Below are 24,235 nucleotides of genomic sequence, written 5' to 3' on the forward strand. Positions count from 1 at the left end.
ATGTTCGATGCACTCCACCCTGGGCTCTTCGTCGGCGGCCGCTGGATCGGTCTCGACTCCCGGATCCCGGTCGGCAATCCCGCCACCGCCGAGACCGTCGGCTCCGTCCCCGCCGGGGGGAAGGAACACGTGGACCTCGCGGTGGCGGCCGCCCGGACCGCCTTCGGACACTGGTCGTGCACCGGTCCCGGTGAACGTGCCGAGGCACTGGAGCGGCTGGCCGACACCGTGGCCGCACGGGAGGCGGAGTTCGCCAGGACCATCACCGCGGAGATGGGAGCGCCGCACGACTTCTCGCTCCAGGTCCAGGTCCGGCTGGCGGTCGACGTGCTGCGCGCACAGGCTGCGCTGGCTCGCACCTTCCCCTTCAGCGAGAGCCTTCCGGACGGGCCGCCGGCCCGTGTCCTGCGGGAACCCGCCGGGGTGGTGGCGGCCATCACCCCGTGGAACTACCCGCTGTACCAGATCACCGCGAAGCTGGGCGCCGCTCTCGCCGTCGGCTGCGCGGTCGTGCTCAAGCCCAGCGGCGTCGCACCGCTCAACGCGTACCTCCTCGCCGACTGCGCACAGCAGGCAGGGCTCCCGGCCGGGCTGTTCAACGTAGTGTCGGGCAGCGGGCGCACCGTCGGAGAGGCGCTGGCCGCCCACCCCGGTGTGGACGTGGTGTCCTTCACCGGATCCACCGGCGCCGGACAGCACGTCATGCGCACCGCGGCGGGTACCGTCAAGCGAGTGGCCCTGGAACTCGGGGGCAAGTCGGCGGCGGTCGCACTGCCCGACGCCGATCTGGCGGCCGCGGTCGGGGCCACGGTGGCCAGCGCCTTCGCGAACACCGGGCAGACCTGCACGGCGCTCGCCCGGCTCCTGGTTCCCGCCGAGCGCTACGCCGACGCCGTGGACGCCGCCGTGTCGGCGGGCAGCCGGTACACCTTGGGCGATCCCACCGAGCCCGGTGGGCACCTGGGCCCCAGCGCATCGCCGGAGCAACGCGACACCGTCCTCGAATACATCCGGCTGGGAGTCGAAGAAGGCGCCCGTGTCGTGCTCGGCGGCCTGGAGGCCCCCGACGGCATCCCCGCCGGACTGGCCGGCGGCCACTGGGTACGGCCCACTGTGCTCGCGGACGCGAAGCCCTCCATGCGCGTCGTGCGCGAGGAGATCTTCGGCCCGGTGCTCTGTCTCCTTCCCTACGTGGACGAGGCCGAGGCGGTGCTCCTGGCCAACGACTGCGACTACGGCCTCTCCGGCGCCGTCTGGTCGGCCGACACCGACCGCGCGGTGGCCTTCGCCCGCCGTATGCGCACCGGGCGCGTCGAGATCAACGGAGGCGCGTTCAACCTCAATGCCCCGTCCGGCGGATACAAGCTGTCCGGCCTCGGCCGCGAGCTGGGCCGCTGGGGGCTGGAGGAATTCTGCGAGACCAAGACCCTGCAAGGAGTGCGGTGACCGATTCCCTGACCGTAGACCTGCTGGTGGTCGGCGCCGGCCCAGCCGGTCTCTTCGCCACCTTCTGTGCCGGGTTCCGTGGTCTGTCCGTGGCCGTCATGGACGCGCTTCCCGAACTCGGCGGCCAAGTCAGCGCCATGTACCCGGAGAAGGCCATCTTCGACATCGCGGGCCTGCCGGCCGTGGCCGGCCGGGACCTGGTGTCCGGCCTCACCGAGCAGGCCATGACCGCTCGCCCGCACCTGCTGCTGGAGCACACCGCACAGGCCCTGGCCTACGAGGACGGGCAGCCGGTCGTCCACAGTGACAAGGGCGTCTCGGTGCGTGCCTCGGCTGTCGTGATCACCGGCGGTATCGGTGCGTTCAGCCCGCGACCGCTGCCCGGGTGCACGGAGCACGCGGGGCGCGGCCTCGCCTACTTCGTGACCGACCTCGACGACCTCGCCGACCGGGATGTGCTGGTGGTGGGCGGTGGGGACAGCGCCTTCGACTGGGCCCTCGCCGCCACCGGCCGGGCCCGGTCGGTGACACTTGTCCACCGCCGTGACACCTTTCGCGCCCATCGCGCGACGGTCGACAAGGTCCTCGCCTCCGATGTGCAGGTGTGCACTCGCACCCAGGTCGCGTCGCTCCACCCCGGGCCGGACGGACAGGTCGAGACCGCGGAGCTCCGCGGCCCCGAGGGCAGTCGTCAGATCAAGGCACAGCGGGTGATCGCCGCCCTCGGCTTCACCGCCAACCTCGGGCCGCTGGAAGCCTGGGGGATGGAGCTCGACGGCCGCCACATCGCCGTCGACAGCCGTATGGCCACCAATCTGCCCCGGGTCTTCGCCGCCGGCGACATCACCGCCTACCCCGGCAAGGTACGGCTGATCGCCGTCGGCTTCGGGGAAGCGGCCACCGCCGTCAACAACGCGGCGACGATTCTCGATCCGGCCACCGACCTCTTCCCCGGCCATTCCACCGACCGACAGGACACCAACGAACAAGAGGGGGCCATATGGCCCACGTGATCACCGACGCCTGCGTTGACGAGAAGGACGCCAGTTGCATGGAGGAGTGTCCTGTCGACTGCATCTACGAAGGCGGCAGCAGGATGTACATCCAACCGGACGAGTGCATCGACTGCGGCCTCTGTGCCGAGGTCTGCCCCAACAGCGCGGCCGTCGCACTGCGCCTTCTCGACCCTGCGGCGGCCGCCGTCCACGGACCGGCCAACGCCGCCTTCTTCACCCAGGTGCTGCCCGGCCGCCAGGCACCCCTGGGCTCCCCGGGCGGTGCCTCCCGCATCGGCCCGCTTGACGCCGACCCCAGCTGAGGAGGTACAGAGATGACTATCGACGCCGCAGCCAGCGCCGCAGCACTGGACCGGGGCGAGACCCTGCCGTGGTCCTGGTACGCCGACCCCGAGATCACCTCCTTCGAACAGGAGCGGATCTTCCGCCACAGCTGGCAGTACGTCGGCCGCACCGACCAGGTCGCCGAACCGGGCCGGTTCTTCACCTGTGAGGTGGGCGGAGTTCCCATCGTCGTGACCCGCGACCGCGGCGGCTCGCTCAACGCGCTGGTGAACGTCTGCCGACACCGCGGTGCCCAAGTGGTACGGGAGGAGTGCGGCAGCCGCAAATCGCTGCAGTGCTTCTACCATGCCTGGACCTACGGCCTGGACGGAACGCTGCGCGGGGTGCCGCGCGGGGACCGCGAAAGCGACTTCGACACCTCGGAACTCGGGCTGCGCCGGGCATCGGTGGACACCTGGGGACCGTTCGTCTTCGTCCACCTCGACCCGGACCCCTCGCCGCTCACCGAGATGCTGGGCGAGCTGCCCGGGCTGCTCGCCGAGGGCGGCATCGACCTGGAGCGGATGCGCTTCCACTCCCGCGTCTACTACACCATCGAGGCCAACTGGAAGATCGCCGTCGAGAACTACCTGGAGTGCTACCACTGCCCGGTGGCCCACCCGGGGCTCGCCGATGTCCTCGATGTCAGCCCCGACGCCTACCAGTTGGAGGTCCGGCCCACCTTCGCCACCCACCACGGCATGGTCCGGGAGATCGCGCGGGAATCGGGCTACCCCGCCGACGGGCCCGTGGTCGGGGGTCAGTATCACCTCGTGTGGCCGAGCCTGAAGGTCAACGTAAACCCCGGGCAACCCAATCTCTCCTTCGGACCGGTCTATCCGGCCGGCCCCGGGCGCACCACCGGTTACCTGGACTACTTCTTCGGCGACGAGGTGGACGCGGACTGGATCAAGGCTATGCTCGACTTCGACAACCAAGTCGGCGCGGAGGACACAGACCTGGTGGAGTCCGTACAGCGGGGGGCCGGGTCCGGCGCGGTGGAGCGAGGCAGGCTGCTCCTCGGCTCGGAGAACACGATCGCGGCGTTCCAGCGCTACGTTCTGGACCAATTGCGGGAGGTCTGAGATCAGCGAGTCACGTGACGCGGGCTCGCGGACCCTCGCCCGGGGGCTCGCGATCCTTCGGCTCTTCAACGACGAGCAGCCGGAACTCACCCAGAGCGAGATAGCCGAAGCTCTCGGCGTGCCGCTGCCCACCATCCACCGCCTGTGCGCGACGCTGGTGAGCGAGGGGTTCCTGGTCCGTCCTGCCGGTACCCGTACACTCCGCCTCGGACCGCAGATCATGCGGATGGTGGGGCCGGTGGTCCAGGGCATGGGCATGACGGAGGCAGCACGCGCGATGCTGCGCAGGCTGGCCGAGGAGACCGGGGAGACGGCCAACCTGGCCACGCTTGTCCAGAGCGAGGTGGTCTACCTGGACTCCGCCCCGGGTCGCCATATGCTCAGCCCCCGGGCCGAGGCCGGACTGCGGGTCCCCGCACACTGCACCGCGCTGGGCAAGTGCCTGCTGGCCCAATTGCCCGACGAGGAGGTGCTGAAGCTGGTCGGCAAGGGCCCTTACGAGCGCCGCACCGACGAGACACGCACCAACTGGCCGCAGCTGCGCAAGGCTCTGGACGACGTGCGCGCGAGTGGCCTTTCGCGTTCGATCGAGGAGTACGAGGTCGGACTGGTCTCCTTCGCGGCAGCCTTGCCGCCTGCGCTGGACGGCAGCCAGTTCGGCATCAACATTTCACTGCCCGTCACGCGGGCGGCGGCCGAGCCCGACATCGCGCACCGGCTGCGCGACGCCGCCGCGGTGCTGGGACGTTACTGACGGACATGCGAGCATGGAGCCTTTCCGCCTCCTCGCGGAAGGGCTCCATGTGCGGGGGCGTCGGGGCCGACGGGGCGTGACGGCGGCGGAGACATCGTGGGCGAGGCGTTGCGGCACGGCTGCCGGCCCTGCATGAATGCCCGTGGCGTTCGATGCATGTGATCACCTGGTGTCGGCCGGTATCGTGCTTGGACCCGCGGCTGTTCCGATCTTGGCGGGATACCGAGCGGAAGGCAGGACGGTGTTCGCAGAGCTCGAGGCGGGGGACCCGCGGCAGGTGGGCCGGTACCGGATCGTGGCCCGGCTCGGCGCGGGCGGCATGGGCCGGGTCTTTTTGGGGCGCTCGCCCGGCGGCCGGGTCCTCGCGGTGAAGGTGGTACGCGCCGAGCTCGCCGAAGACGCGGGGTTCCGCCAGCGGTTCGCCCGCGAGGTGGCCACCGCCCGCCGCGTCACCGGTGTTTTCACCGCCTCGGTGGTCGACGCCGACCTGGAGGGGTCTCCTGCGTGGCTGGCCAGCGAGTACGTACCGGGGATGTCCCTCGGGGAGGCGATTGCCGGGCACGGCGCGTGGCCCGAGCCGGCCGTGCTGGCGCTGGGCGCGGGGCTGGCCGAGGCGCTGGAGGCCATCCACGAGGCCGGAGTCGTCCACCGGGATCTGAAGCCGTCGAACGTACTGCTGGCGTCGGACGGACCGCGAGTGATCGACTTCGGGATCTCGATGACGGACGAGGTGAGCGGGCTCACCCAGACCGGCATGGTCATCGGCACCCCCGGTTTCATGGCCCCGGAGCAGTTGGCGACGGATGGTCAGGTGAGCCCGGCGAGCGATGTGTTCTCGCTGGGGGCGGTGCTGAGCTTCGCCGCCACCGGCTCGAGCCCGTTCGGAACGGGGGCGCCGCACGCCCTGTACTACCGCATCGTCCATGAACAGCCCTGTCTGAATGCCCTGCCCCCGGTGCTCGGCGCGGTGGTGGCGCGGTGTCTGGCCAAGGAACCGGCGGAGCGACCCGCCGTGCCCGCCCTGTTGGAGGAGCTGGCCCAGGCCCTGCGGGACGGAGGGCAGGAGGCGCCCCGGCCGCACTCCGAGCACGGCTGGCTGCCGTTGCCGGTGGCGCAGGCGCTCCAGGAACACAACCATGGCGGAGTCGCGCAGCCTCCGGAGCAGTTGCGCGAGGAAGCCGGTCCCGGCGCCGACCAAGTGACCCACCATGCCCCGACTCGGACCGGCAGGACACCCGACACGGGTCCGGCCCACCCGCCGACAGCCCTCGCGGCACCGGCCTCGGCTCGGGAAGCAGCCTCCACACCTCCGCCTCCGGCGATGCCCCCTACGGCGCCTCGGACCGGCGGCGCCCCCGGCCGCACCCGCCGCCAACTGCTGGCCGCCGCAGCCGCGCTGGGCACTGCGGGCATCGGCTTCACCGGCTGGAAGCTGATCGGCGCTTCCGGCGGCGGCACCGGCAACGAGTCGTCGGGCGACTCGTCCAGCAAGGGCTCCGGTGGCAACGACTCATCCGGCAGCAAGGTCAAGAGCGGCACCCTGCGCTGGTCCGTTCCCGACTTCAGCGCGTCGTCCACGGCGTCGGTCGCCGACGGCACCCTCTACATGGCCCATACGGGCAGCCGCACGGAGAAACCTTCCCTCCGCGCCCTCGACGCGTCCACCGGCCAGAAGCGCTGGACCGCACCCCTCTCCCTCGCGCGGGGCACGTCCTTGGCAGTCGCCGACAGCACCGTCTACCTGATCGGTGGAACCGCGCTGCACGCCGTCGACGCCACCAACGGGAAGCAAGGCTGGACCTTCCCCCTCGCCGGCAAACGGCGGTACACGTCCCCGGCGGTCGCCGGCGGCATCGTCTACATCGGTGGCAGCGACGGCGGGCTCCACGCCATCGACGCCGAGACCGGACGGCAACGCTGGCTCTACCACTACCCCGAGACCACCGTAGGCACCTCCGTCGTGCCCGCCCCGGTCGTCGCCGACGGCTCCGTCTACATCAGTGGCGGCAACGGCGAACTGCACGCCGTCGACGCCACCACCGGGAAGAAACGCTGGACCTACCCGTTGAAGGACGACAAACCGGGGCTCCAGCCCGTGGCGGTCGCGGACGGCACCGTCTATTTTCCCGGCAGTGACGCTGCACTGCACGCCCTCGACGCCACCAGCGGAAAGCGCCGCTGGACCTTTCCCACCAAGGACATCTCCTCGAAGCCCGTCGCCGCAGACGACACCGTCTACCTGCACGAGTACGTCGGCAACCTGTACGCCGTCGACGGCGCAAACGGAAAGCGACGCTGGAGCTTCCCCCTCAACGACCAGGTGGGGGGAAACCCGTCCATCGGTGACGGCACGGTCTGCTTCGGTGGCAGAGAGGGCAAGGTGTACGCGGTCGACACCGCCACGGGCCGTCAGCGCTGGGCCTTCGACGTCCGCGGCAAGGCTCAGGACGACAAGACCGAGATCGAGGCGTCTCCTGTCATCGTCGATGGCACGGTCTACTTCACTGCCGGCGACGATACGAGCCAGGCGAACCCCACTCTGTACGCGGTGGCCCTCTGAGCCCTCCCGGCCCCTCACCGCAGCAACCGCTGCTCCTCGGCCACCGCCACGTATCCACACCCTGCCTCGATCTCATTCCTCCACAACGGGCCGAGACCATCACAGATCTCATGAGACAGACCGACGGGAGCACGGCCAGGGCAGGGGAGTGGGTGCATTTGATCGGTGTCCATGACACGGTCGCGGATCTGCTGACGCTCTATGTGAACGGCGAGAAGGTGGGTGAGACTCGACTGGGCGGAGCGTTCTACGCCGACCAGTCCATGCTCATCGGGGCCGGGTCGTACGCGGGTGGCTCGGTCACCAACCACTTCCCGGGCCGGATCGATGACGTCCGGCTCTTCGACCGGCCGGTCTCAGCGAGTGAGGCACAGCAGCTCTTCCAGCAGCGCCCCGTCCTGGCAGGACGCTGGCAGCTGGACGAGTCCGGCGCAGCGCAGCAAGCGGCGGACACGGTCACCGGCAGGACACCCGATTCGGGACCGTCCGGTATGGACGCGCTCCTGCATTCCGGGGCGCAGCTCGATCCGGCGGCCGCCTTCATGGGAGAGCAGGGGCTGCTGTTGGACGGCCAGGACGACCACGCCACCACGAGCGGTATGCCGGTCAATACGAATGAAAGCTTCACGGTGGCGGCGTGGGTGCAAGCAGCGGCACCGGCCGACAGGACGAGTGTGGCGCTGAGTGCGCCGGGCCGGAACCAATCGGCTTTTGCAGTGGGGTTCGTGCCCGACCGCAAGGATCCAGGGGGCCCTGGCAGGTGGCAGCTCGTGGTTCCGGACGCGGATTCCTCCACGCCTTCGCTTGCGCGGGCCGACAACGCCCTCGGCTTCTACGACGCACGAGAGTGGAACCACCTGGCTGTCGTGTACGACGGTTTCGCCAAGCGGGCCAAGCTCTACGTCAACGGCACCCTGCAGGACATTGCTTGCACCGATGGTGACGGAGACGGGGAAGCAGACGACTCCACCTGTCAGGACGCGATCCCTTGGGCAGACGACGCATTGTCCTTCCACGCTGACGGGCCCCTGGAGATCGGCCGGGGCAAGGGCAGCGGCGAGTGGCGGCAGTACTGGCCGGGGGCCATCGATGACGTGTGGGCCTTCCGCGGTGCCTTGAGCGACGAGCAGGTCGCCTACCTGGCTCAGCAGTGGTTCGACGTGCCGACCGAGGAACCGGACATCGACTGACGTCATGCCGTCGTGCCGACGTCACACCGCAGCACACATCTTTTCGAAGTGTTTGAGGTCACCAGTTGCATCGAGGCGTGCATGTGCTGGGCGATGAGTGAGGGAACAGGGGCGGGACAGTGAACAGCACAACCATGGCCCGTATGCACCGCGGCCTACGGCGCAAGGTGGCGCTCGGTCTGTCGGCGCTGATGGTGGCCACCGTATTGAACGCAGCGGGGATGCAAGCTGCCGCAGCGGGCGGGGATACAGGGCGCCCAGGCATCCAGAAGACGGACAAACCCGTTCCGGGGTCGAACCGGACGAAGGTCGAAGTGAGAAAGCGGTCCCAAGGACCCCGCACTCCTCGGCGCGCTCCCAAGGCGGCATGGCCGAAACCTCGAACGAGCGAGGTGACCGTGCCGCACAAGGCGAAGGCCCTCAACCGCTCGGTCGCGCGAAGCCGCACCGCGTCCGCAACTCGCGATCGAACGACACCCACGGAGGAGGTCAAGGGTACTCCGCTGTCCCTTGGTCCGCCGCGAAGCACCCGGACCGATGCCCGCCCGACCTCGGCTGGCACGGTCACGGCACGCGTCCTCAGCAGAAAGCAGGCAGAGCGTGTCGGTGTCGACGGACTGCTGTTCACTCTCACCCCCAAGGACAAGAGATCCTCAGGCGAAGCGAGCGTCGCGGTCGATTACCGTCACTTCGCCGAAGCCCACGGTGGCGGGTACGGCTCCCGTCTGCGTCTCGTCCGGCTTCCGGGTTGTGCGATCAGCACGCCTCAGAAGGAGAAGTGTCGCGCGGCCGAGCAGGTACCGAGCGAGAACGATGCGGAGAAGCAGCGGCTCACTGCGAGCCCAGTCTCTCTTCGCTCCGGTACCCGCACTGTTCTTGCCGCCGTTGCAGCCGACGGCGGGGGAGAAGGCGGCAGCAAGAGCGACTTCACCGCGACGAAACTGTCACCGTCCTCAAGCTGGCAGACGGACCTCAACACCGGCACCTTCACCTGGTCCTATGACATGCCGCTGCCTGATGTACCCGGCGGACTGAAGCCGGATATCGGCCTGGCATATTCCTCCGGGCAGCTCGACGGGCGCACGGGCAACACGAACAATCAGGCATCTTGGGTCGGTGATGGCTTCGAGCTGTGGCCCGGGTACATCGAGCGGAAGTACAAGCCCTGCGCGAAGGACGGAGTCAAGGGCGGGGATTCGGGGAAGCCAGGGGATCAGTGCTGGGCGTATGACAACGCAGTTCTTTCCTTCAACGGCAAGGCGGGCGAGCTCGTACCCGCCGGAGGAGGGGAGTGGAAGCTCAAGAGCGACGACGGAACGCGCATCAAGCACCTGTCCTCCGACAAGCGCAAGAACGGCGACAACGACGGTGAGTACTGGCGCCTGACCGACCCGGCTGGTACCCGTTACTACTTCGGCTACCACCGGCTTCCCGGATGGGAGTCAGGAAAGAAGACCACCGGATCCGCCTGGACCGCCCCGGTGTTCGGAAATGATTCCGGTGAGCCCTGCCATGCCTCGGCCTTCAAGGACTCGTGGTGTCAGCAGGCATGGCGCTGGAATCTCGACTACGTCGTCGACACTCACGGCAACGCTGTCTCCTACTACTACGACCAGGAGAAGAACTCCTACGGCCGCAACCTCGAAAAGGAGGACAACACCCGCTATGTCCGGGGAGGCTCGCTCAGCCGTATCGAGTACGGGCTCAGCTCGGACGCCGTCTACAGCGGCCGGCCCCTGGCGAAGGTCAACTTCAACAGTGCTGAGCGCTGTCTGCCGAAGGAAGGGGTCAGCTGCGCGGCGGACACGATCAATGACAAGTCGCAGTACTGGTACGACACGCCCTGGGACCTGAATTGCGAGTCCGATGAGGACTGCGATCGGGGACGATTCTCCCCGACATTCTGGACCCGTAAGCGCCTCACCGGGGTGACGACGTCAGTACTCGACGGCGACTCGTACCACAAGATCGATACCTGGAAACTCGGCCACCGCTGGGGCACTGCCGACGTCGACTACCAGCTTCTGTTGGACTCGGTGCAGCACACCGGCCACAGCGGCAGCTCTGCTATCACCCTGCCGAAGACCACCTTCGCCTACACCCAGCTGGCCAACCGTCTCGACGAAACAGGTGACGGGTACGCCCCGTTCATCAAAGCGAGGCTCGCCACGGTGGCCGACGAGTACGGCGGCCAGGTCGACGTCAATTACTCCGCGCCCGTATGCAAAAAGGGTGAGCTTCCAACACCTGAGACGAACACCACGCGCTGCTTTCCGCAGTACATCGGGGGCTCCACCTCCCAGGACCCTGAGAAGGAGTGGTTCAACAAGTACGTCGTCGACTCCGTCACCACCACGGACCGTACCAGCGGGTCGCCCGACCAGGTCACCCGTTACGCCTACCAAGGTGGGGCGGCCTGGCATTACGACGAGAACGGCCTGGTGGACAGTGACCAACGAACATGGTCCGAGTGGCGTGGTTACGGTCATGTGCGAGTACAGACCGGCGGTCAAGGTGGCCCAGGCGCCATGCGCTCCCAGCAGGACTCTTACTTCTTGCGAGGCATGGACGGAGACCGGAAGGACAAAACGGGAGGAACAAAAAAGGTGTCCGTCCCCCTCGGCGAGGGAGAGGGCGACCCGCTCACCGACGACGAAGCAGCAGCGGGATTCCCGTACAAGACCGTCACGTACTCGGGCCCAGCAGGAAAAGTTCTGGGCAAAGAGGTAAAGCGCCCCTGGCAGCACCGAACCGCCAGCAGAAAGCATGACTGGGGAACCCTCAACTCTCATTTCACCGGTGTCTCCCACGACAAATCATGGACATCGCTGGACAAAGGGGCCGGAAAGAAATGGCGGATCACATCGGCCGCCTCGAAGTACGACACGGTGGCCGGTCGTGCCACTCAGATCGACGACTTCGGTGACAACACCACGGCTGCCGACAACCGCTGTACACGGATCAGCTATGCCACCAACGGCGACAAGAACATCCTCGGTCTGACGAAGCGCGAGGAGACGGTGGCCGTCAGCTGTTCATCAGCTCCGGACCGGGCCAAGGATGTCATATCCGACACTCGCACCGCCTACGATTCGAAGGACTACGGCACCGCTCCTACCCGGGGTGATGCGACGTCGACCGCCGTACTGAAGAAGCACGATGGCAAGACAGCCACGTATCTCGAATCCGAGGCCGCCTACGACGGGTACGGCCGGCAACTGTCCTCCACCGACCTCGCGGCCGACCTCACTGCTACCGAGGGCGGTGACGTCAAGCGGACCGATCGCGCGGATGGACGGAAGGCGACCACGGTCTACAGCCCGGCTGCAGGTTTCGCCAAGAAGATCACCGAGACAACGCCGCCGGCCGTCGAGGGCAACGACGCCACCGCTCAGACCACTGTCACCGAACTGGATCCGTTCCGGGGCCTTCCTTCGGCGAAGGTGGACCCCAACGGCAAACGGACCGCGTTCGCATACGACGCCCTCGGCCGCACGTCCAAGGTGTGGCTGCCCAATGTCCGTGTCGGGCAACACCCCAGCTACCAGTTCTCGTATCTCATCAAGGAGGGCGAGCCCACCGCTGTCCTCACTCGTACCCTCGACTCCGCCGGAGGCGCGACCGCTCCCTCATACACGCTCTACGACGGGCTACTGCGACAGCGTCAGACCCAGACACCGGGGCCCGACGGCGGGCGTGTGCTGACCGACACCTTTTACGACGAGCGAGGCTTGGCCGCCAAAACCTTCGCCTCCTACTTCGCCGAGGGCGAGCCCTCGCCCACCCTCTTCCAGCCCGAGGACGCGGATTCTGTCGAGTCACAAACCCGACGCAGCTACGATGGCCTGGGGCGGGAGACCGCAGCGAAACAGATAGCAGGCAACGGAGACGGTGGCACAGTGCTCAGCACGACGACCACCACATACGGCGGAGACCGCACCACCGTGGTTCCTCCGGAGGGCGGGACCACAACCACAACCCTCACTGACGCCCGGGGGCGCACCACAGAGCTGCGCCAGCATCACTCCCGCTCTCCGGAATCGGCTTTCGACGCCACGCGCTACGCCTATACCTTGCGCGGTGAACTCGCGAAGGTGACCGACCCCGCAGGCAACAAGTGGAGCTACACCTACGACCAACTCGGCCGCAGGGTTCAGGTGAGCGATCCGGACAAGGGCACCAGCAACTCGACGTACGACGATCGTGGCAACAAGATCAGTACGACCGATGCTCGTGGCAAGAAACTGGTCCGCGTCTACGACGGCCTCGACAGGCGAACCGAACTACGCAACGAATCCAGCACAGGGACGCTGCGTGCCAAGTGGACGTACGACGGTGTCAGCGGGGCCAAGGGTCAACTCAGCTCGTCCACCCGCTACGTGGACGGGGAGCCCTACACCTACAAGGTGACCAAGTACGACCGGCTCTACAACGTGGAACGCGCCGCCACCGTGCTGCCGAAAGCCGAGGGAGCCCTGGCCGGCACCTACCAGGAGGCAACGGCACACGGTCCCAACGGATCCGTGAAGGCACGCAGCTTCTCCACCGTGGGTGACATCGCGGGGAAGGGCTGGAACTACACCTACGACAAGCGCACCCTGCGCCCGACGGCTGTCTTCACCAGCGGCGCACGCACCGATATCACCTACTCCCTCACCGGGAAGCCGCTCCAGTATGAACTGGGCCGCACCGCCGACGGTGCCAAGAAGGCATGGGTGACCAACGCCTACGAGTGGGGCACACGCCGGCTGGCGACCTCCCGAGTGGACCGCCAGGATGTGCCAGGCGTCGACCAGCACAACACCTACTCCTATGACCAGGCAGGCAATGTCCTGTCCATATCGGATGTCTGAACTGTTCCGGGTCTGATGGAGGCTCGATTCCCTGAGAGGATCGAGTCATGACCCGTCCGTCCCCCTACCCTCCCGAGCTTCGTGAGCGTGCGGTCCGCATGGTCGCGGAGGTCCGCCCGAACTACCCGACCGAGTGGGCCGCGATGAAAGCGGTCGCCGCAAAGCTCGGAATCGGTGCGGCGGAAACCGTGCGGACCTGGGTCCGGAAAGCCCAGGTCGACGCCGGCCAGCGGCCGGGGGTCACTTCTGAAGAAGCCGCCGAGATCAAGCGCCTCAAGGCCGAGAACGCCGAGCTGAAGAGGGCGAACGAGATCCTCAGGGCCGCATCGGCTTTCTTCGCGGCCGAGCTCGACCGGCCACACCGGCGCTCGTAGCCTTCATCGACGAGTTCAAGCAGGTGTTCGGGGTCGAGCCGATCTGCCGTGTCCTGACCGGACACGGACTGCAGATCGCAACCAGCACCTACTACGCGGCCAAGAACCGCCCGCCCAGCCCCCGATCCGTCCGGGACACGGAACTGAAGGAGCACATCGGCCGCGTCCACGCCGACAACTACGCCGTCTACGGCATCCGGAAGGTGTGGCGGCAACTGGACCGTGAGGGCATACCGGTGGCCCGCTGCACCGTGGCCCGGCTGATGCGTGAACTCGGCCTGGAGGGCGCCAGACGTGGAAGGAAGGTCCGCACCACGGTGCGCGACGAGGGACACGAGCGGGCCACTGACCTGCTGAATCGCGACTTCACCGCGCGTGGCCCCAACCAGCGGTGGGTCGCGGACTTCACCCACGTGCGCACCTGGAACGGCGTGGTCTACGTCGCCTTCGTAGTCGACGTGTACTCCCGCACGATCGTCGGCTGGTCAGCGGCCACCAGCAAACGAGCCAAGCTCGTCCTGGACGCTCTCGACATGGCGCTGTGGCGACGCGACCGGGCTGGCACGCCGGCCGGGCCCGGGCTGATACATCACTCCGACGCCGGCAGCCAGTACACGTCCTTCGCCTTCACCGCGCACCTGATGGACGCGGACTCGACGCCTCGATCGGCAGCGTCGGTGACGCCCTGGACAACGCGCTCATGGAATCTCAGATCGGCCTGTTCAAGACCGAACTGATCAAACCCCGTACTCCCTGGAAGACCCTCGCCGAGGTCGAGGTCGCCACCGCAGAATGGGTCGACTGGTTCAACCACCACCGTATCCACACCGCGATCGGCGACATCCCGCCCGCCGAATGCGAAGCCACCTACTACGCTCGGCACCAGCCGCAACCGGCGGCTGGAGTCAGTCCATAGAGCCTCCACCGACCCCGGAACGGTTCAACTCCCACAGATCGCGGGTGTTGCGAGGACCGTAAGAACCCAGATTCCCAGGGGCCTGACTGTAGCCGTCCAGCTCTCAGTTCTCAGTCGGTCTCGCTCGCGTCTTCGGTGTCGGAACCGTCGTCCCAGATGGCGTCGATCCGTTGGTTGTCTACCTGCTGCCGACCGTCGAGGCACTTCGCGTAGCGGGTCAGCAGCACGTCCACGCTGTTGCGCGCGCTCCGCGACCTCGGCCGGATCGACTCCCGCGTTCAGTCAGGAGGACAGGGCAGCGTGCCGCAGGTCGTGGGCGTACCGGCGAGCGGTGAGGCAACCTGTTCCGGGGGGGGGGGAGGGCCAGGGCGCGCGCTTCCTCCCACATACCGGGAGTACAACTGAAGAGCTACACCTGGCCGACAACGAGCCGGTTCGGATCAGCGTCCGCCGCCCTCGCCGGTGCTTCTTCGGCAACTGGGCCAGAGCCAGTTGGGCGGTGGTGATGTGGTCTGCGGCCGTGGTGCTGTCGGCGTTGCCGGGCCTGAGCAAAGCGGCGACCGGCTCTCCAGTTCCGCCCGTCCCATGGTCCACGAAGGCCGTCAAAGGGTGGTGACCATAGGATCGCTTCCAGGTCAGGGCCGCGTCCTGCTTGTCGGAGTGAGCGCTCACCAGGACACCGTCGAGGTCGATGGTGAGCTGCCGTCGCGCCTGGCCTACCACTGCACCTCTGACTCTTCGTGCATCGGCCCAGTTGGAACGGCCCTCCGCAGCGTTCTACCGCGCCCCACAGCCGCTCCCGCTCTCGCGGACACGCTCCCATCCATGCTCAAGTGTCATTCGCCCCCCGGGTTCGGGTCTGCATCACGGGGTGACCAGCACTGTCGCGGTGGCCTGGGCAGAGGCCCTGGCCCGTGCGACGGAGGGTGGGAAATGTGTCAGACGCAAGGCCCGTAGAGGTCGGCCCTGCACTCCCGTGCGGTCAAGGGGCTCTTGCGCCTTCCGTCCGGGAATACCCGTCCACCCGCCGGGGCGTGGCGATGCCACGCTGTTGACGAAGGCGCGCAGCAGCGACGTACCGCGCACAACCTCGACCCGATCGTGGGACGGAGAAAACGGGCACTGCTGACGGCTGGGAGCGTGGGAGCGCGAGTGCTCCCAGAGGGCTCCCCTCATGGGAGCAAACGCTAACGAAAGAAGCCGTCCCAGCAAACGCTGGAACGGCTTCCGAGCTGCGATCTTCGCAGTCGGGACGGCGGGATTTGAACCCACGACCCCTTGACCCCCAGTCAAGTGCGCTACCAAACTGCGCCACGTCCCGGTGCTCGCTCGGCTCGGGGCTTTTCCCTCGCCGCTCGCGCACAAAGAACAATACAGCACTTCAGGGGGTGCTCGCTCACCCCTCCCGGTGCCGACGCGGTCGGTGGATCATGCACGGGCAGTCGCCCCTCCAGGGCGGGCGAACTACGGGCCCGTGACCGGGAGGCTGCCCGCTGCGTCCGACCCTCCACGGCGCGCGTTTGGCGGGGGAGGCGGTGGGAAACCCGGCAGATCCGCGACAGACGGCCGGGGTCCGTGCGGGTGTGGGGCCCCGGCTCCGTGCTGGGAGGAGGTCCCGGTTGTGAGCCGGTCCCGCATTGTGATCGTCGGAGCTGGATTCGCCGGCTACAGGGCAGCGCGTACATTGTCCCGCACGCTCCGTGACGAAGCGGAGATCATCCTGGTCAACCCCAACGACTACTTCCTCTACCTGCCGCTGCTGCCGGAGGTCGCATCGGGTGTCCTGGAGCCGCGGCGGGTCTCGATCTCGCTCGCGGGCACGCTGCCGCGGGTGCGGCTCGTCCTGGGTGAGGTCGACAGCGTCGATCTCGACGGGCGCCGCCTCCGGTACGTGGACCCCGAGGGCCGTTCGGGCGAGCTCGGCTACGACCGGCTACTGCTGACGGTCGGCAGCGTCAACAAGCTGCTGCCGATCCCCGGAGCAGCCGAGCATGCGCACGGCTTTCGCGGTATGCCGGAGGCTCTCTACCTCCGCGATCACATCAACAGGCAGATCGCGCTGGCTGCCGCTGCCGAGGACGCGGAGGAGGCAGCGGCCCGCCAGACCTTCGTGGTCGTCGGCGCGGGCTACACCGGCACAGAGGTCGCGGCGCACGGCCAGATGTTCGCCGAATCGCTGGCCCGGCAGCACAGCCGGCAGGGGGCGCACGAGCGCGGACCGGTGCGCAGTCGGCGGACGCGGGAGGTGCGGACCCGCTGGATGCTGCTCGACGTCGCGCCACGCGTGCTGCCTGAACTGGATCACCGTCTCTCCGAGACCGCGGACGAGGTGCTGCGCAAGCGGGGGGTCGAGGTGCGTGCCGGAACCTCCGTCCAGGAGGCGACGAGCGAGGGGGTGGTGCTGGACAGCGGCGAGTTCGTACCGACCCACTCGCTGATCTGGTGTGTGGGGGTGCGGCCCGATCCCGTCGTCAAGGACCTCGGGCTGGAGACCCGGCAGGGGCGCATCGTGGTCGACGAGTACCTGCGGGTGCCGGACAGGCCAGAGGTCATGGCCTGCGGTGACGCGGCCGCCGTGCCGGACCTGACCCGGCCGGGGGAGATCACCCCGATGACGGCGCAGCACGCGGTGCGGCAGGGGAAAATCGCGGGCCGTAATCTCGCGACTTCCCTCGGGCATGGGGAGCCGCGCCCCTACAAGCACCACGACCTCGGATTCATGGTGGACCTGGGCGGGGTCAAGGCTGCTGCGAACCCGCTCCGGGTACCGCTCTCGGGGCCGCTCGCCAACCTGGTGACCCGCGGGTACCACCTCGCGGCCATGCCGGGAAACCGGATCCGGGTCCTGGCGGACTGGGCGCTGGATGCGGTGCTGCCCCGGCAGGCGGCACAGCTGGGGCTCGTGCGGTCCTGGTCAGTGCCGCTCGAGTCGGCCTCGCCCGAGGTGGCGCGGGTCCCGACCCGCTGAGTGCTGTTCGCCCCGTCCGTACTCCGATTGCTCTCGTCGCCCGTGCGGGTGGCGGGGTTATGCACAACCGGTCAGTTGTCCACCGGAAATGCTAGGGCTGCCCACGAGCGCGGCGGGCGGGGCAGACTGCTTTCACCGGGGCGGGACGGCGCCTCGTGCCGGGAGAGCGGAACGAGAACGAGGACGGCGATGAGAGATCCCCCTGCATGCACAGGCGGAACGCGGATACGGTCGAGGACAGCCATCCGCGCGGCCGCGGTCACCAGCAATACCAGCCGTGGTCACCAGCCGTGGGCAGCGGCCATGGTCACCAGCGGTGGCGCCCACCCGAGTCTCCTGAGAGTGCGACCGGCGGCAGGAACTCGCGCTCGAAGGTGCGGTGCCACCAGGCCCCCGTCTCTCGCCGCTCCTCCCGTGACGTGAAGCGGTAGCGGTACAGCAACGCGCGTACGTGGGTGGGCGGCTGCTGGGGGAACGGGTTGGTGCGCAGCAGCCGCAGGGTGGCAGGGTCGTTCTCCAGCAGTCGGGAGACGAACGGCTCGAACCAGCCGCGGGTGTAGGCCGGTGACAGCGCGGCGAACCACATCTGCCAGTCCAGACGCAGATGGTATGGCGCGAACTGCCGCGGCAGCCTGCGCACGTTCCCCGGCTTGCCCTTGAACTCGTACTCGCGCCATGCCGTTTCCGGCGTGATCTGCTCCTCGTCCGTGCCCTCGAGGACGATCTCATGCCGAACACGGGTCACGCTGCCAAAGGCCCCGTAGGTGTTCACCAGGTGGAGGGAGTTGAAAGAGCGGTTCATCTGCTGTGTCGGGCTGAGCAGGTTGCGCGCAGGCCACCAGCTCAGCCCGACGATCAGCACTGTTGCGAGGCACACCGCCACGGCGAACCACAGCGGAGTCGGTCCGTGGGAGGAGGTGCCCGTCGCGGGAGAGGGGTCGACAGCGGAGAGCGCCAGAACGATCGTCAGCCAATTGAGCCAGGAGAAGTTGCCCGACAGGACGAGCCACAGCTGTGTGACGATGATCAGCCCGGCGGCGATGGTGGCGACCGGTTGCGGAAAGAACAGGCCGAAGGGCACGACGAGCTGGGCCACATGGTTGGCGGCCACCTCCATCCGATGCATCCGCCGCGGGAGGTGGTGGAAGAACCAGCTCAGCGGCCCGGGCATCGGCTGGGTCTCGTGGTGGTAGTAGAGGCAGGTCAGGTTGCGCCAGCAGGCATCGCCGCGCCACTTGATCAGCCCCGCGCCGAACTCCACCCGGAAGAGCAGCCAGCGCATCAGCCACAAGGTCAGCACGGGCGGCGAGGTCTGCGCATTGCCCAGGAAGATCGCGAGGAACCCGCTCTCCAGCAGCAGCGACTCCCAGCCGAAGCCGTAGAAGATCTGACCGACGTTCACGAACGAGAGATAGAGGAACCACAGCAGTGCCCACATCACCATCGAGGCCCACAGGGGCACGGCATCCGCGGCGCCCCCCGCCACCGCGGCGGCCAGCGCGGCACCCGCCCAGGCGCACGCTCCCGTGAAGCGGTCGTCGCACCGCCAGTGGAAGAGACTGGGGGAGGCCCGGAACGGTACCCGGCGCGTGAACGCCGCGGCGGGCATCAGACCGCGATCGCCCAGCAGCGCCCGGAACTGCGACGCAGCCGAGAGGAAGGCGACGAGGTAGACCCCTGCCAGCGCACGTTGGAGAACCAGCCGGCTCAGCCCGTACCCGGGCGCCGGGAACCACGGCGTGAACCACTCCATGGCGGCCATGGGTACCACCCACACGCGCCCTTCACGCACCGTGGCCACTCCCGGGGCAGGCCCCTGCCGCGGGGGCTCGGGCACATGTCCGATCATGGAAGGATGAGCGACGACGGTTACGTACGGGTGCGCGACGCCCGCGAGCACAATCTGCGCGGCGTGGACGTGGACATCCCACGGGACGCGCTGGTCGCCTTCACCGGGGTCTCGGGTTCGGGCAAGTCCTCGCTGGCATTCGGCACACTCTATGCGGAGGCTCAACGCCGCTACTTCGAGTCGGTCGCCCCCTACGCGCGGCGGCTGATCCACCAGGTCGGGGCACCGCGGGTCCAGGAGGTCACCGGGCTGCCGCCCGCGGTGGCGCTGGAGCAGCGACGCTCGACGCCAACCGGCCGCTCGTCCGTCGGCACGGTGACCACGCTGTCGAACTCGCTGCGGATGCTCTTCTCGCGGGCCGGGCTGTATCCGGAAGGAGCCGAGCGGCTGGACTCTGATGCCTTCTCGCCCAACACGGCAGTCGGCGCCTGCCCGGAGTGCCACGGCCTGGGTGTCGTGCACCGGGTCACCGAGGAGTCGCTGGTCCCGGATCCGTCGCTCAGCGTCCGGGAGGGCGCAGTCGCGGCGTGGCCGGGAGCGTGGCTGGGCAAGAACCTGCGCGACGTGACCGCGGCGCTCGGCTACGACATCGACCGTCCGTGGCGGGAGCTGCCGCCCCAAGAGCGCGAGTGGCTGCTGTTCACGGACGAGCAGCCGGTCGTCACCGTTCATCCGGTACGTGAAGCGGGCCGTATCCAGCGGCCCTACCAGGGCACCTACCAGAGTGCGAAGCGGTATGTGCTGCACACCTTCGCCGAGACGAAGAGCGCCACCCTTCGGCAGCGTGTACGGCGGTTCCTGGTCAGCACCGACTGCCCGGTCTGCGGTGGTCGCCGGCTGCGCCCGGAGGCGCTCGCCGTGACGTTCGCGGGCCGGGACATTGCCGAACTGGCGGCGCTGCCGCTCGAAGGGCTCGCCGGGGTGCTGCGAGCCGCCACGGGGGGAGGGGAGGGGGGAGGGGCCCCCGAAGAAGGCATCCGGCAGAGCGTCGCCGAAACCCTCTGCAGCGACCTCGTCTCCCGCATCGACGTGCTCGTGGAACTGGGCCTGGGCTATCTGAGCACTGACCGGCCCACCCCCACCCTCTCGGCGGGGGAGCTGCAGCGGCTCAGGTTGGCGACCCAGTTGCGGTCCGGCCTCTTCGGTGTGGTCTACGTGCTGGACGAGCCGTCGGCCGGGTTGCACCCCGCCGACACCGAGGCACTGCTGGGAGTCCTGGACAGGCTCCGGGAAGCGGGGAACTCGCTGTTCGTGGTCGAGCACGAGATGGCCGTTGTCCGGCGGGCCGGCTGGGTCGTGGACGTCGGCCCCGCTGCGGGCGAGCACGGTGGGGAGGTGCTCTACAGCGGCCCGGTGTCCGGGCTGGCGCAGTCGGAGCGCTCCGTCACGCGCACCTATCTCTTCCCCGCGGAAGCCCGCGGCCTCGCGGAAGCCGGTCCCCCCGGCGTCTCCAGGCCCGGCGCGTCCCGTGCCGTAGAAGGCGACGGCGTGGAGTCCGGCCCCTCCGGGGCACCGGAATCCGCCCGTCCCGGCCGCGGCGCTCGGCCGCGGGGGCAGGTCCTGCCACGTCGGCCGGAGCGCACGCTGTCGTTGTCCGGGGTGACGCGGCACAACCTGCGGGGGTTGGATGTGGCGTTTCCGCTCGGTGTCTTCACAGCTGTCACCGGGGTGTCCGGTTCGGGCAAGTCGACGCTGGTCACCCAGGTCCTGGCCGACGTCGTTGCCGCGCACACCGGCACCGGGACGGCCGCCGCGGGGAAGAGGAGCGAGGCCGCCGGTCCGGGCGACGATGCGGAGCCGGGGGCGGACCAGTTCCCGTCCGGGGGCCTCGGCGCCGATGTCACCGACGTCGCGGAGGTCGAGGGAGTGGAGGCAGTGGACCGGATGGTGCGCGTCGACCAGAAGCCTATCGGACGCACCCCGCGCTCCAATCTGGCGACCTACACGGGCCTCTTCGACGCGGTGCGCAAGGTCTTCGCCGCCACGGACGAGGCCAGGGCCCGGGGATACGGGGCCGGACGGTTCTCGTTCAACGTCGCCGAGGGCCGCTGCCCGACCTGCCAGGGCGAGGGTTACATCGCGGTGGAACTGCTCTTCCTGCCCGGCACCTACGCACCGTGCACGGATTGTCACGGGGCGCGCTACAACCCTCGGACGCTGGAGATCACCTACCGGGGAGCGACCGTCGCCGATGTCCTGGGCATGACGGTCGACGGCGCTGCCGAGTTCCTCGCGGACGTCCCGGCCGCACGGCGCGGGCTGGACGCACTGCAACGTGTCGGTCTGGGGTACCTGCGATTGGGGCAGCCGGCGACGGAGCTGTCGGGAGGCGAGGCGCAGCGCATCAAGCTCGCCACCGAACTCCAGCGCGGCCGCCGCGGCCACACGCTCTACCTCCTGGACGAGCCCACCACCGGACTGCACCCGGCCGACACGGAGGTGCTGCTGGGGCAGCTCCACGGACTGGTCCGGGCCGGCCACACGGTCATCGTCGTCGAACACGATCCGGTGGTGGTCTCGGGCGCCGACTGGGTCATCGACCTGGGGCCGGGCGGTGGTGACCGGGGCGGGCGGATCGTCGCCGCCGGAACCCCGGAGGATGTGGCCGCCTCCCGCGCCAGCGTCACGGCGCCCTATCTCGCGGCTGCCCTGGGCCGGTGACCGAGTCGCGGCGGCGGTCCGGGCAGTGGACTCCGGGCGGGCCGGACGGGCGGTCTCCGGCTGCGGCGTACGCCGGTTCCGTCCGCCGCCGGTCACCGCCGCCGGGAAGGTGAGCGGCCCGGCCGGCAGCCCGAGGGAGCCGGCACGCAACCGCCGACCCTCGCCGGCGGTCAGTAGGGGAGAGCGGTAGCGAACGGAACGCGTAGCGACAGGAGGTGCCATGAGGCAGCGGCACGCGCTCATCATCGGCGGCGGCATCGCCGGAGCCATGACGGCGATGTCCCTGCACAAGGCGGGGATCAGCTCGACCGTCCACGAGGCGTACCGGTCCGGTGCCGACGATGCCGGTGCCTTCCTCGTGCTCTTCCACAACGGTCTGGAAGCCTTGCGCACCATCGACGCCCACCGAGCTGTCCTGGACGTCTCCTTTCCCGCGGAACGTGTGGAGATGCTCGCCCACACCGGGGACAGCGTGGGGGTGCGGCCGGTCGCCGGGGGCGGGGCCGGCACCGGCGACACCGGCACTCTGGGGCCGCGCACGCTCCGACGCTCGACTCTCCACCGCGCGCTTCAGGACGAGGCGATCCGCCGGGGTGTCACCATCGAGCACGGCAAGCGTCTCGTCTCCGCCGACACGGCTCCCGACGGACGGGTCACCGCCCGCTTCGCCGACGGCACGTGCGCCGAAGGAGACCTGCTCATCGGGGCCGACGGTCTCCACTCCGTCACTCGTACTCTCATCGACCCCGGTGCGCCCGCGCCGCGCCATACCGGGCAGATCACCGTGTGCGGCTTCACACCCGAGGTTCCCCCGGAGGCAGCGCCGCCTCCCGGCACCTACCGGATGATCCAGGGGCGGCGCGCGTTCCTCGGCTGCACCGCGACGCCCGACGGCGAGGTCTGGTGGTTCGCCAACACCCCCGGCGGCGAGCTCGACAGGGAGGAACTGGCCACCGGGACGCCCTCGGAGCTGGCTCGCTGGCGGGACCACGTCGTCTCGCTCTTCTCGGGGGACGCCTCGCCGGCCGCCGAGATCGTCCGGGGCAGCCGGGGCATCGTGGCCACCAACGCCTACGACTTGGCACGCACCCCTGTCTGGCACCGCGCTTCCATGGTGGTGCTCGGGGACGCGGCGCACGCGGCGGCGCCCAACGCTGCGCAGGGTGCCTCGATGGCGATCGAGGACAGTGTCGTCCTCGCCAAGTGTCTCCGTGACCTCCCCGAGGTTCCCGAGGCGTTCACCCGATTCGAGTCGCTGCGCCGGAACCGGGTCGAGGCGGTTGTCGAACGCAGCGCCCGGCTGAACGAACGGGTCGTCCCGCGCCCCGCGGAGGCCCGTACCGGCCCGCGGCACAGAGACGGCTCCGGCAGCGACTGGCTGCTGGACTACCGCATCGACTGGGACGCACCGGTCGGCGACGACGCCGGTACCCGCGCGTGAGCGCCCCCAACCTGCACGTTGACGACTGCGGGCTTCGTAGGGCAGCGGCAGCAGCCGGATAGCGGCTGGCTACGGTATGTGCATGACCATCCGCGTGCTCCTTGTCGACGACGACGCTCTCGTACGGGCCGGGCTCCGGCTGATGCTGGGAGGCACCCAGGGCGTCGAGATCGTGGGGGAGGCCGCGGACGGCGGCCAGGTGCTCCGGCTGGTCGACGAGCACCGTCCCCATGTGGTCCTGATGGACATCCGGATGCCGGCCATGGACGGGCTCACCGCCACCGAGATGCTCCGGGCGCGCGACGAACCGCCCGAGGTCGTCGTCCTGACCACCTTCCACGCCGACGCCCAGGTGCTTCGTGCCCTGCGTGCCGGAGCCGCGGGCTTCCTGCTCAAGGACACCCCACCCGCCGACATCCTGGCCGCCGTGCGCAAGGTCGCCTCAGGGGAACCCGTGCTCTCCCCCGCAGTCACCCGCCAGCTCATCCAGCACGTCACCCCCGCGGGCCGGGACAGCCGCCGGGCCCGCGCCAAGAACGCCCTCGCCCGGCTCGGCGATCGGGAGAGCGAGGTGGCGCTCGGCGTCGGCCGCGGACTGGCCAACGCCCGGATCGCGGCGTCCCTCTACATGAGCGTGCCGACGGTCAAGACGCACGTCTCCCGCATCCTGACCAAGCTCGACCTCAACAATCGCGTCCAGCTCGCTCTCCTCGTCCACGATGCCGGACTGCTGGAGGAGTCCCCGGCCGACGAGTAGCGCACCTTTGGGAGAGGGCCGGGAATCCGTACCGCCGCCAG

General features: G+C 69.0%; 14 protein-coding genes, 1 tRNA gene and 2 pseudogenes. 13 read left to right on the top strand and 4 right to left on the bottom strand.

The features are described 5' to 3' along the window. The 9 genes and pseudogenes from ACFYNS_RS12315 to ACFYNS_RS12355 all read left to right on the top strand — a co-directional run bounded on the left by ACFYNS_RS12315 (position 1) and on the right by ACFYNS_RS12355 (position 14,518). Entirely contained in the window at positions 1-1,446 is a 1,446-nt protein-coding gene (locus ACFYNS_RS12315; protein WP_388602431.1) for an aldehyde dehydrogenase family protein, read from the top strand. Then, positions 1,443-2,459, top strand: coding sequence for an NAD(P)/FAD-dependent oxidoreductase (locus ACFYNS_RS12320; RefSeq protein ID WP_360295304.1), 1,017 nt, complete (start codon positions 1,443-1,445; stop codon positions 2,457-2,459). Before ACFYNS_RS12315 ends, ACFYNS_RS12320 begins: the two co-directional genes overlap by 4 nt. Further along, positions 2,447-2,764 carry a 4Fe-4S binding protein gene (locus tag ACFYNS_RS12325; RefSeq protein ID WP_360295302.1) on the top strand — a complete coding sequence of 106 codons (318 nt, stop codon included), beginning with the start codon at positions 2,447-2,449 and terminating at the stop codon, positions 2,762-2,764. Before ACFYNS_RS12320 ends, ACFYNS_RS12325 begins: the two co-directional genes overlap by 13 nt. A gap of 12 nt (positions 2,765-2,776) precedes the next feature. Then, positions 2,777-3,871, top strand: coding sequence for an aromatic ring-hydroxylating dioxygenase subunit alpha (locus ACFYNS_RS12330; RefSeq protein ID WP_360295299.1), 1,095 nt, complete (start codon positions 2,777-2,779; stop codon positions 3,869-3,871). Between the two features lies 1 nt (position 3,872). Further along, positions 3,873-4,625 (top strand): IclR family transcriptional regulator, encoded by a 753-nt coding sequence (locus ACFYNS_RS12335; protein ID WP_360295349.1) that lies wholly within the window; start codon positions 3,873-3,875, stop codon positions 4,623-4,625. Between the two features lie 241 nt (positions 4,626-4,866). After that, positions 4,867-7,185: a PQQ-binding-like beta-propeller repeat protein gene (locus ACFYNS_RS12340; protein ID WP_388602434.1), complete on the top strand. Its 2,319-nt coding sequence runs from the start codon at positions 4,867-4,869 to the stop codon at positions 7,183-7,185. Positions 7,186-7,295: 110 nt separating this feature from the next. Beyond that, a complete protein-coding gene (locus ACFYNS_RS12345) occupies positions 7,296-8,375 on the top strand; it encodes a LamG domain-containing protein (RefSeq protein ID WP_388602436.1) in 1,080 nt (359 codons plus the stop codon). Positions 8,376-8,494: 119 nt separating this feature from the next. Then, on the top strand, positions 8,495-13,228 hold the full coding sequence (locus ACFYNS_RS12350; protein ID WP_388602438.1) for a sugar-binding protein: 4,734 nt from the start codon (positions 8,495-8,497) through the stop codon (positions 13,226-13,228). 47 nt (positions 13,229-13,275) lie between these two features. Beyond that, positions 13,276-14,518, top strand: a pseudogene (locus ACFYNS_RS12355) (IS3 family transposase). Between the two features lie 110 nt (positions 14,519-14,628). Here ACFYNS_RS12355 and ACFYNS_RS12360 read toward each other — a convergent pair. The 3 genes and pseudogenes from ACFYNS_RS12360 to ACFYNS_RS12370 all read right to left on the bottom strand — a co-directional run bounded on the left by ACFYNS_RS12360 (position 14,629) and on the right by ACFYNS_RS12370 (position 15,839). Beyond that, positions 14,629-14,751: a hypothetical protein gene (locus ACFYNS_RS12360; protein WP_388602439.1), complete on the bottom strand. Its 123-nt coding sequence runs from the start codon at positions 14,749-14,751 to the stop codon at positions 14,629-14,631. 193 nt (positions 14,752-14,944) lie between these two features. After that, positions 14,945-15,220 (bottom strand): annotated as a pseudogene (locus ACFYNS_RS12365) (transposase); the annotation flags it as partial. 545 nt (positions 15,221-15,765) lie between these two features. Next, a tRNA-Pro gene (locus tag ACFYNS_RS12370) sits at positions 15,766-15,839 on the bottom strand. A gap of 300 nt (positions 15,840-16,139) precedes the next feature. Between ACFYNS_RS12370 and ACFYNS_RS12375 the strand changes: the two genes are divergently transcribed. Then, the gene (locus ACFYNS_RS12375; protein ID WP_388602441.1) at positions 16,140-17,486 is read left to right on the top strand and encodes an NAD(P)/FAD-dependent oxidoreductase; all 1,347 of its coding nucleotides are present in this window, start codon (positions 16,140-16,142) and stop codon (positions 17,484-17,486) included. Between the two features lie 307 nt (positions 17,487-17,793). Here the strand turns inward: ACFYNS_RS12375 and ACFYNS_RS12380 are convergent, their stop codons facing one another. Then, positions 17,794-19,248 carry a lipase maturation factor family protein gene (locus tag ACFYNS_RS12380; RefSeq protein WP_388602443.1) on the bottom strand — a complete coding sequence of 485 codons (1,455 nt, stop codon included), beginning with the start codon at positions 19,246-19,248 and terminating at the stop codon, positions 17,794-17,796. 93 nt (positions 19,249-19,341) lie between these two features. Between ACFYNS_RS12380 and ACFYNS_RS12385 the strand changes: the two genes are divergently transcribed. The 3 genes from ACFYNS_RS12385 (at position 19,342) to ACFYNS_RS12395 (ending at position 24,194) form a co-directional block, all read left to right on the top strand. Beyond that, complete coding sequence (locus tag ACFYNS_RS12385; RefSeq protein WP_388602445.1) at positions 19,342-21,996, top strand: ABC transporter; 2,655 nt, start codon at positions 19,342-19,344, stop codon at positions 21,994-21,996. Positions 21,997-22,216: 220 nt separating this feature from the next. Beyond that, positions 22,217-23,437 (top strand): FAD-dependent monooxygenase, encoded by a 1,221-nt coding sequence (locus ACFYNS_RS12390; RefSeq protein WP_388602448.1) that lies wholly within the window; start codon positions 22,217-22,219, stop codon positions 23,435-23,437. Positions 23,438-23,519: 82 nt separating this feature from the next. Further along, positions 23,520-24,194 (top strand): response regulator transcription factor, encoded by a 675-nt coding sequence (locus tag ACFYNS_RS12395; RefSeq protein ID WP_360299527.1) that lies wholly within the window; start codon positions 23,520-23,522, stop codon positions 24,192-24,194. Positions 24,195-24,235 lie beyond the last annotated feature (41 nt).

Origin of the sequence: Streptomyces sp. NPDC006925 (assembly GCF_042869575.1) — a bacterium.
Classification (GTDB): Bacteria; Actinomycetota; Actinomycetes; order Streptomycetales; family Streptomycetaceae; genus Streptomyces.